This window comes from Streptomyces sp. NPDC104831 (assembly GCF_055583025.1).
On record NZ_JBVJOT010000020.1, the window covers coordinates 33,234 to 43,661 of the forward strand.

The following is a 10,428-nucleotide window of genomic DNA, read 5'->3' on the forward strand; positions in this document are numbered from 1 at the left end:
GGGGGGACCCCTTAGCCGCCGAGGGGGCCCCTGGGGGCCGTAGGGGTGTCTTGCGTCACCGCCCCCTGCCTAGCCTCCCACCAGCGGAGGGGAAGCGGACCGGCGACCGTCCGGAGGCGATCCGCACGGCCCAGGCCCTCACTTCGATCCCGATCGGATGGCGCGCTGGTGAACAACGAAGAGCAACTGCTCGACTATCTCAGGCGGACGACGGCGGACCTGCGGGAGGCGCGGCGGCGGCTGCGCGAGAACGAGCTACGCGCCCACGGCCCGGTCGCCGTCATCGGCATCGGCTGCCGCTACCCGGGCGGCGTCACCACCCCCGAGGATCTGTGGGACCTCGTCGCGACCGGCACGGACGCGGTGACGGACTTCCCCGCCGACCGCGGCTGGGACGTGGACGCCCTGTACGACCCCGACCCGGCACGGCCCGGCAAGACCTACGCCCGCACCGGCGGGTTCCTGCACGACGCCGCCGACTTCGACCCCGGCTTCTTCGGCATCAGCCCCCGCGAGGCCCTCGCCATGGACCCCCAGCAGCGGCTGCTGCTGGAGACCTCCCACGAGGCCTTCGAGCGGGCCGGCATCGTCCCCGCCGCCCTGCGCGGCAGCCGCACCGGCGTGTTCGCCGGCGTCATGTACAACGACTACGCCACCCGCCTCGGCTCCGTGCCCGACGACCTCGGCGGCTACCTGGCCAACGGCAGCGCCGCCAGCATCGCCTCCGGCCGCGTCGCCTACACCTTCGGGCTCGAAGGGCCCGTCGTCACCGTCGACACCGCCTGCTCGTCGTCCCTGGTCGCCCTGCACTGGGCGGTACGGGCGCTGCAGTCCGACGAGTGCTCGCTCGCACTGGCCGGCGGGGTCACCGTGATGTCCACCCCGGAGACCTTCGTCGACTTCAGCCGGCAGCGCGGGCTCGCCCCGGACGGCCGCTGCAAGGCGTTCGCCGCCGCGGCCGACGGCACCGGCTGGGGCGAGGGCACGGGCATGCTGCTGCTGGAGAGGCTCGCCGACGCCCGCCGCAACGGCCACCCGGTGCTCGCCGTGATCCGGGGCAGCGCGGTCAACTCCGACGGCGCCAGCAGCCGGCTGACCGCGCCCAACGGCCCCTCCCAGCAGCGGGTCATCCGGCAGGCCCTGGCCGGCGCCGGGCTCACCCCCGCCGACGTCGACGTGGTCGAGGCGCACGGCACCGGCACCTCCCTCGGCGACCCCATCGAGGCGCAGGCGCTGCTCGCCGCCTACGGCCGGGACCGGACCGAGCCGCTGCTGCTGGGCTCGGTGAAGTCCAACCTCGGGCACACCCAGGCCGCCGCCGGCGTCGCGGGCGTCATCAAGATGGTGCTGGCCATGCGGCACGGCGAGGTCCCGCCCACCCTCCACGTCGACGCGCCCACCGACCAGGTCGACTGGAGCGCGGGAGCCGTCGAACTGGCCCTGGAACGGCGCCCGTGGCCCGACACCGGGCGGCCCCGCCGCGCCGCCGTCTCCTCCTTCGGCATCAGCGGCACCAACGCCCACGTCGTCCTGGAACAGGCACCCGCCGACCCGGCCGAGGACGCACCCGGCCCGCCCGCCCGGGAGGACGGCTGCGTCCCCTGGATCGTCTCCGGCCGCACCCCCGGGGCCCTCACCGCGCAGATCGCCCGGCTGCGCGAGCACCTCGACACCCACCCCGGTGCCCGCCCGGCCGACCTCGCGCTGTCGCTGGCCACCACCCGCGCCCGCCACGAGCACCTGGCCGTCGCCGTCGGCCGGGACACCGCGGAACTGCTCGCCGCCCTCGCCACCGCCACCCCGCTCACCCGGACCGGCGGCAGGACCGCGTTCCTGTTCACCGGGCAGGGGGCTCAGCGCACCGGCATGGGCCGCGCCCTGCACCGGGCCTTCCCGGCGTACGCCGAAGCCTTCGACGCGGTGTGCGCCCTCGCCGACCCGGGCCTGGAACGGCCGCTCGCCGAGGTGATCGACGGCGACGCCGCCCTGCTCACCCGCACCGACTACGCGCAGCTCGCCCTCTTCGCCACCGAGGTGGCCCTCTACCGGCTCCTGGAGTCCTGGGGCATGACCCCCGACTACGTGGCCGGCCACTCCGTCGGCGAGATCGCCGCCGCCCACGCCGCCGGGGTGCTGTCCCTGCCCGACGCCGTGAAGCTCGTCCTCGCCCGCGGCACCCTGATGGCGGCCCTGCCCGGGGGCGGCGCCATGGCCGCGCTGCGCGCCACCGAGGAGGAGATCATCCCCCACCTGGACGCACGGGTCGGCCTCGCCGCCGTCAACGGCCCGCGCTCGGTGGTGATCTCCGGCGCCGAGGACGCCGTCGACGCCCTCGCCGCCCGCTTCGGCACCGGAAAGCGGCTCGCCGTCTCGCACGCCTTCCACTCGCCGCTGATGGAGCCGATGCTCGCCGGCTTCGCCGAGGCCGCCGCCGCGTGCTCCTACGCCGCCCCCCGCATCCCCCTCGTGTCCACGCTCACCGGCGCCCTCGCCGACCCCGCGCACCTGACCACCCCCGGCTACTGGGTGGACCACGTCCGGCGCACCGTCCGCTTCGCCCCCGCCATGGCCACCCTGCGCGAACTGGGTGTCCGGACGTTCCTCGAAGTCGGCCCGGACGCCGCCCTGACCGCGCTCGCCGCCGACTGCGTGCCCGCGGACAGCGTGACCGTCGCCGCACTGCGCCGGGCCGGCGACGAGGAACGCGACCTGGTCGCGGCCGTGGCCCGGCTGCACGCGGCCGGCACCGACGTCGAGTGGGCGGCCTTCTTCGCCCCGCACCACGCCCGGCCCACCGCCCTGCCCACCTACGCCTTCCAGCGCGAACGCCTCTGGCTGGACGCCGGCACCGGCGGCAGCGGCGACGCCGGCGGCCTGGGCCAGCACGCCACCGGCCATCCCCTGCTCAGCGCCGCGGCCGACCTGCCCGACACCCAGGGAGCGGTCCTCACCGGCCGGCTCTCCCGCGCCACCCACCCCTGGCTCGCCGACCACGCCGTGCACGGCACCGTACTGCTGCCCGGCACCGCCTTCGTGGAGATGGCCCTCCAGGCCGCGCGGCACACCGGCTGCGACAGCGTCGGCGAACTCACCCTGCACGCCCCGCTGATCCTGCCCGAGCACGGCGCCCTCGCCGTCCAGGCCGCCGTCGGCACCGACCGGGACGGACAGCGCGAGCTGACCATCTGGTCGCGCCGCGCCGACAGCCCCGACGCGCCCTGGACCCGGCACGCCGCGGGCGTCCTCACCCGGCCGGCCGCCCAGGACACGGACCCGGCGGGGCTGACCGACTGGCCGCCGCAGGACGCCGAACCGGTCGGCCTGGACGGCCTCTACCCCGCCCTCGCCCGCACCGGCTACGGCTACGGCGAGGTCTTCCAGGGCCTGCGCGCCATGTGGCGGCGCGGCGACGAGCTGTTCGCCGAGGCGGCCCTGCCCGACGGCGCCCGCGCCACCGCCGCCGCCTACGGGGTGCACCCGGCGCTGCTGGACGCCGCCCTGCACGTCAACCTGCTGGACCTGCCCGGCGGCCAGGCGGTCCTGCCGTTCGCCTGGGACGGCGTCACCCTGCACGCGGCGGGCACCGACACCCTGCGCCTGCGCCTCGCGCCGTCCGGTCCCGACACCGTCGCCCTCACCCTGGCCGACGCCGCCGGCGCGCCCGTCGCCACCGTCCGCGGCCTGGTGGCCCGCCCCGTCTCGGCCGAGCAGCTCGCCGCGGACGGCGACGACCCGCTGTACCGGGTGGACCTCGTCCCGGCGCCCGCCCGGACGGCCCCGGCCCTGCCCGCGATGGCCGTGTGCGGCCTCGGAAACGACGGCACCGGCCCGGGCGGCACCGGTTCGGACCCCGTGTCCGACGCCCTGGCCGCCGGCCCCACCGGCGCCGACGTCCCCCACCACCCCGGGCTCGCCGCCCTCACCGCCGCCGGTCCCGTCCCCGGCCTGGTCCTGCTGGCCGTACCGCCCGCCCCCGACGCCGTACCCGACCTGCCCGCCCTGGTGCGCGCACGGGTGCACGCGGTCCTGGACGTGCTGCGCGCCTGGCCCGCCGACGAGCGGTACGACGGGCGGCGGCTCGCCGTGCTGCTGCGCGCCGGCGACCTCGCCCACGCGGCCCTGTCCGGACTGGTCCGCGCGGCCCAGGCCGAGCACCCCGGGCGGTTCCTGCTGGTCGACAGCGACGGCAGCGCCGGCCCCCAGGCGGCCCTCGCCACCGCGCTCGCCGCCGGGGAACCGGAGGTCGCGGTGCGGGACGGCGAGGTACGGCTGCCCCGGCTGGCCCGCGCCAAGCCCGGCGGCCCGCCCGCCTGGGACCCGGACGGCACCGTCCTGATCACCGGCGGCACCGGCGGCCTCGGCGCCCTGATCGCCCGCCACCTGGTCACCGCGCACGGCGTACGGCACCTGCTGCTGGCCGGCCGGCGCGGCCCGGACGCCCCCGGCGCCGGCGCACTCGCCGACGCCCTGCGCGAGTCGGGCGCCGAGGTGACCGTCGCCCGGTGCGACGCCGCCGACCGGGACCGGCTCGCCGCGCTGCTGGCCGCACACGACGTACGGGCCGTGGTGCACGCCGCCGGCGTCGTCGACAACGGCGTGCTGGCCGGCCTGGACGCGGACCGGGTGGACCGGGTGCTGCGGCCCAAGGTGGACGCCGCCTGGAACCTGCACGAACTGACCCGCGACAAGGACCTGTCGGCGTTCGTGCTGCTGTCCTCCACCGCCGGTCTGCTCGTCGGCGGCGGCCAGGCCAACTACGCCGCCGCCAACACCTTCCTCGACGGCCTCGCCGCCCACCGCCGCTCGCTCGGCCTGCCCGCCGTCTCCCTCGCCTACGGCCTGTGGTCCGGCACCGACGGCATGGGCTCCGGCATCGACGCCGCCGACCTGGAACGGCTGCGCCGGCTCGGCCTGCCGCCGCTGACCCCGGCACAGGGGCTGCGCGCCCTGGACGCGGGCCCCGGCGGCGAGGACGCCGTCCTGGTGCCCGTACGCCTGGACAGCGCCGCGGTGCGGGCCCGGACCGACGGCGTACCCGCGCTGCTGCGCGGCCTGGTCCGGCCCGCCCGGCGGTCCGGCGCCGAAGCCGGCACCCCGGCCGGCGGCTGGCGCGAGCGGCTGGCACCGCTGGCCGACGCCGACCGCGACCGCGCCCTGCTGGAGCTGGTCCGCACCCACGTCGCCGCCGTGCTCGGACACCCCTCGCCCGAGGCGGTGGAGGCGGAGCGCGCCTTCCAGGAGATGGGCTTCGACTCGCTCGCCGCCGTGGAACTGCGCAACCTCCTCGCGGGCGCCACCGGCCTGACCCTGCCCGCCACCCTCGTCTTCGACCAGCCCACCCCGACCACCCTCGCCGCCCACCTCAAGACCGCGCTGGTGCCCGGACCCGCCGACCGGGCCCGGTCCGCGCTGGCCGAGCTGGACCGCCTCGAGGCCGCGCTGCACGCCCTGCCCGACGAGGACGGCAGCCACGCCCGCGTCACCGCCCGCCTCGAAGCGCTGCTGCGCGACTGGCAGGACACCCACGGACGGCACCCCGCGCCCGCGGCGCCCGAGGACTTCGGCGACGCCAGCGACGACGAACTCTTCGCCAGGATCGACAACGAACTGGGAGCCCTGTGATGGAAGACTCGGCCACGGCCGGCAAGCTCCGCGACTACCTCAAGCGGGCCACGACCGAGCTGGAGCGCAGCCGCCGCCGCGTGCGGGAGCTGGAGGACCGCGAGCGCGAGCCCGTCGCCATCATCGGCATGGGCTGCCGCTACCCGGGCGGTGTGCGCACCCCCGAGGACCTGTGGCGGATCGTCGACGAGGGCATCGACGTCGTCACCGAGTTCCCCGCCGACCGCGGCTGGGACACCGAGGCGATCTACGATCCCGAGCCCGGCGCCCCCGGCAAGACCTACGTCCGCCACGGCGGCTTCCTGCACGACGCCGCCGAGTGCGACCCCGCCTTCTTCGGCATCAGCCCCAAGGACGCCCCCGGCACCGACCCGCAGCAGCGGCTGCTGCTGGAGGTCACCTGGGAGGCCTTCGAACGGGCCGGCATCGACCCCACCACCGTCAAGGGCACCCCGACGGGTGTCTTCGTCGGCCTGATGCACCACGACTACATCGGCGGCACCATCTCCGGCAGCATCGTCTCCGGCCGCATCGCCTACACCCTCGGCCTGGAGGGTCCCGCGGTCACCATGGACACCGCCTGCTCCTCCTCCCTGGTGGCCCTGCACCAGGCGATCCAGTCGCTGCGCAAGGGCGAGTGCTCCCTGGCGCTGGCGGGCGGCGCCGCCGTCATGGCCAGCCCCGAGATGTTCATCGAGTTCAGCGAGCGCCGCGCACTGTCCCCCGACGGCCGCTGCCACTCCTTCTCCGACGACGCCGCCGGCGCCGCCTGGGCCGAGGGCGCCGGCATGCTGCTGGTGGAGCGGCTGTCCGACGCGCTGCGCAACGGCCACGAGGTGCTGGCCGTCGTGCGCGGCTCGGCCGTCAACCAGGACGGCGCGTCCAACGGCCTGACCGCGCCCAGCGGCCCGGCCCAGATCCGCGTCATCCGGCAGGCCCTCGCCGACGCCCGGCTCGCCCCGCACCACGTCGACGCGGTCGAGGCGCACGGCACCGGCACCACCCTCGGCGACCCCATCGAGGCCCAGGCCGTCATCGCCGCCTACGGCCAGGACCGGCCGGAGAACCGGCCGGTGTGGCTCGGCTCCCTCAAGTCCAACATGGGCCATCCGCAGGCCGCGGCCGGGGTCGGCGCCATCATCAAGATGGTCATGGCGATGCGCCACGGCACCCTGCCCCGCACCCTGCACGTCGAGCGGCCCTCCACCGCCGTCGACTGGAGCGCCGGAGACGTCCGGCTGCTCACCGAGGCACGCCCCTGGGACACCCCCGACGGCCGCCCGCGCCGCGCCGGCGTGTCCTCCTTCGGGATCTCCGGCACCAACGCCCACACCATCCTGGAGGAGGCGCCCCCCGCCGCGACGGACCAGGCCGCGCCCGAGCGCGCCGCGCTGCCCGTCATCCCCTGGGTGCTGTCCGGCAAGGGCCCCGACGCCGTCCGCCGGCAGGCCGAGCGGCTGCTCGCCGCGGCCGGCGGCCTCGACCCCTACGACGTCGGGTACTCGCTGGCCACCACCCGGACCGTGTTCCCCCACCGGGCCGCCGTGACCGGCCGGGACCGGGACGAACTGCTGGCCGGCCTGCGCGCCGTCGCCGACGGCGGCCGGCCCGCCGAGGCGGCCCCCGAGCCCGGCCGCCTCGCCGTGCTGTTCTCCGGACAGGGCTCCCAGCGGCCCGGCATGGGCCGCGCCCTGTACGCCGCGTTCCCGGTGTTCGCCGCCGCCCTCGACGAGCTCTGCGCCGCGTTCGACACCCACCTGGACCGGCCGCTGCGCGAGGTGATGTGGGACGAGGACACCGACCCCGCCCCCCTGCACCGGACGGTCTACACCCAGGCGGCCCTGTTCGCCTTCGAAACCGCCCTGTACCGGCTGCTGGAACACTGGGGCATCCGCCCGGACCTGCTCGCCGGGCACTCCGTCGGCGAGGTCGTCGCCGCGCACGTCGCCGGCGTCCTGGACCTGAAGGACGCCGTCGCCCTGGTCGCCGCCCGCGGCCGGCTCATGCAGGACCTGCCCGCCGGCGGCGCGATGGTGTCCCTGCTCGCCACCGAGGCCGAGGTCACCGCGCTGCTCACCGACGGCGTCGACATCGCCGCCGTCAACGGCCCGCGCGCGGTGGTGGTCTCCGGCGACGAGGACGCCGTACTCGCCGTCGCCGCCCGGGTGGAGAAGTCCACCCGGCTGAAGGTCTCGCACGCCTTCCACTCCCACCGCATGGAACCCATGCTGGAGGCGTTCGGCGAGGTACTGGCGCAACTGACCTTCCGCGAGCCCGCCGTGCCGGTCGTCTCCAACGTCACCGGCCGCCTGGCCGACCGGCTCGCCTCGCCCGAGTACTGGGTCCGGCACGTCCGGGAGGCCGTCCGCTTCCACGACGGGGTCACCACCCTGGCCGCCGAGGGCGCCACCCGCTTCCTGGAGGTCGGCCCCGACGCGGTGCTCAGCAACCTGGCCCAGGACGCGGTGCCGGTCGTCATCGGCACCCAGCGCCGCGACCGCGAGGAGGACGCCGCCCTCCTCGACGCCGTCTGCCGGCTGCACCTGACCGGCACCGGCCCCGACTGGACGGCGGTGTTCGCCGGGGGCCGCAAGGTCACCCTGCCCACCTACCCCTTCCGCCGCGACCGGCACTGGGAGGACGCCCCCATCCTCCAGGCCGAGCGGTCGGCGACGGCCCGCGCGGGCGACGCCGCCGACCCGCTCTGGGACCTCGTCCGCGACCGGGACGTCACCGCCGTGGCCGCCACCCTCGGCGTCGCCGACCGAAGTTCCGTCGCCGCCGTCGTACCGGCCCTGGCCGCCTGGCACGAGCGGCGGCAGGCCGACGCGGCGGCCGACGGCTGGCGCTACCGCGTCGCCTGGGAGCCGCTGGCCCCCGCCGCCACCCCGGCGCGCGGCCGGCACTGGCTCGCCGTCGTGCCCGCCGCCGGCGACCCCTGGACCACCGCCGTCCTGACCGGGCTCGCCGGACAGGGCCTCACCCTCGACACCCGCACCGTGCCCGCGACGGCCGGCCGCGCCGAACTCGCCGCGCTGCTCGCCGGGGCGGACGGCGTCGACGGGGTGCTGTCCCTGCTGGCACCCGCCACCGCGCCGGCCGTCACCGCCGCCCTCGTCCAGGCCCTCGGCGACGCGCGGGTCACCGCGCCGCTGTGGTGCGTCACCCGCGACGCCGTCGCCCACGGCCCGGCCGACGCCGTCACCGGCCTCGACCAGGCCCCCGTGTGGGGCCTCGGCCGGGTCGCCGCCCTGGAACACCCCGAGCGCTGGGGCGGACTGGCCGACCTGCCCGCCGAGCCCGGCCCGCAGACCCTCGCCCGGCTGGCCGCCCTGCTCCGCGACGGCGGCGACGAGGACCAGGTCGTCCTGCGCGAGACCGGCGCCTACGGCCGGCGCCTGGAGCCCGCCCCCGCCCGCGCCGGCGCGCCCTTCAAGCCCTCCGGCACCGTGCTGGTCACCGGCGCCACCGGTGCCGTCGGCCGGGCCGTCGCCCGCTGGCTCGCCGCCGAGGGCGCCGACCACCTGCTGCTGACCTCCCGCCGGGGCCCCGACGCGCCGGGCGCCGCCGACCTGGTGCGCGAACTCACCGACGCCGGCACCCGGGTGACCCTCACCGCCTGCGACGCAGCCGACCGCCGGGCGCTGGCCGCCCTGCTGGACTCCGTACCGGCCGAACACCCCCTCACCGCCGTGCTGCACCTGGCCGGCGTCCTCGACGACGGCGTCCTGGACGCCCTCACCCCCGAACGGTTCGCCCGCGTCCTCGCCGCCAAGGCCGACGCCGCCCGCCACCTGCACGAACTCACCGCGGACCGGGACCTGTCGGCATTCGTGCTGTTCTCCTCCCTGACCGCCACCGTCGGCGGCGCCGGCCAGGCCAACTACGCCGCCGCCAACGCCTACCTCGACGCCCTCGCCGTACACCGCCGCTCGCTCGGGCTGCCCGCCACCTCGGTCGCCTGGGGACCCTGGGGCGGCGACGGCATGGCCGCCCACGGCACCGTGCGCTCCGCCGCCCGCGCCATGGGCATGTCCCTCCTCGACCCGGGCCGCGCCCTCACCGCACTGCACCGCGCGCTGGCCGGCGGGGACACCACCGTCACCGTCGCCGACGTCGACTGGACGGTGTTCGCGCCCGCCTTCACCGCGACCCGGCCCAGCCCCCTGCTGTCCACGCTGCCCGGGGCCCGCCCCGGCACCGGCGGACCCGAACAGGCGGGTGCCGCCGACGGCTTCGCCGAGCGGCTCGCCGGCCTCACCGGCGGCGAACGCGAGCGCGCCCTGCGGGAGCTGGTGTGCGGCCAGGCCGCCGCCGTCCTCGGCTACGGCGGCGCCGACGCGGTCGAGCCGACCACCGCCTTCCGCGACCTCGGCTTCGACTCCCTCACCTCCGTCGACCTGCGCAACCGGATCAGCGCCGCCGCCGGGGTGCCGCTGCCGGCCACGCTCATCTTCGACTACGCCACGCCCGCCGCCCTCGCCCAGCACCTGGGCACCGAACTCGCGGGCTCCGCCACCTCCTCCCTGGACTCGGTCCTCGCCGACCTCGACCGGATCGCCGCCCGGCTCGGCGGCCTGAGCGCCGAGGACATCGAAGAGGGCGGGATCACCGGCCGCCTGCGGTCGCTGCTCGGCGACCTGGACACGGCCCTCGGCCGGGAGGAGGCCGGCGTCGCCGGACGGCTGGAGGACGCCAGCGCCGACGACGTCTTCGCCTTCATCGACAACGAACTCGGCTCGGCCTGAGGCGACCCTCCCACGACACCCCGGCCGCACCGCGGTCCACCTCTTCGCACAGGAGTGG

The 10,428-nt window shown here is 77.2% G+C and carries 2 protein-coding genes; both read left to right on the forward strand.

The window, feature by feature from the left end; all coding sequences use genetic code 11:
- The first annotated feature begins 168 nt into the window (after positions 1 to 168).
- Positions 169 to 5,622 carry a type I polyketide synthase gene (locus ACZ63H_RS16165; protein WP_469865391.1) on the forward strand — a complete coding sequence of 1,818 codons (5,454 nt, stop codon included), beginning with the start codon at positions 169 to 171 and terminating at the stop codon, positions 5,620 to 5,622.
- Positions 5,619 to 10,370: a type I polyketide synthase gene (locus tag ACZ63H_RS16170; RefSeq protein ID WP_469865393.1), complete on the forward strand. Its 4,752-nt coding sequence runs from the start codon at positions 5,619 to 5,621 to the stop codon at positions 10,368 to 10,370. The genes ACZ63H_RS16165 and ACZ63H_RS16170 overlap by 4 nt, the downstream gene beginning before the upstream one ends.
- Positions 10,371 to 10,428 lie beyond the last annotated feature (58 nt).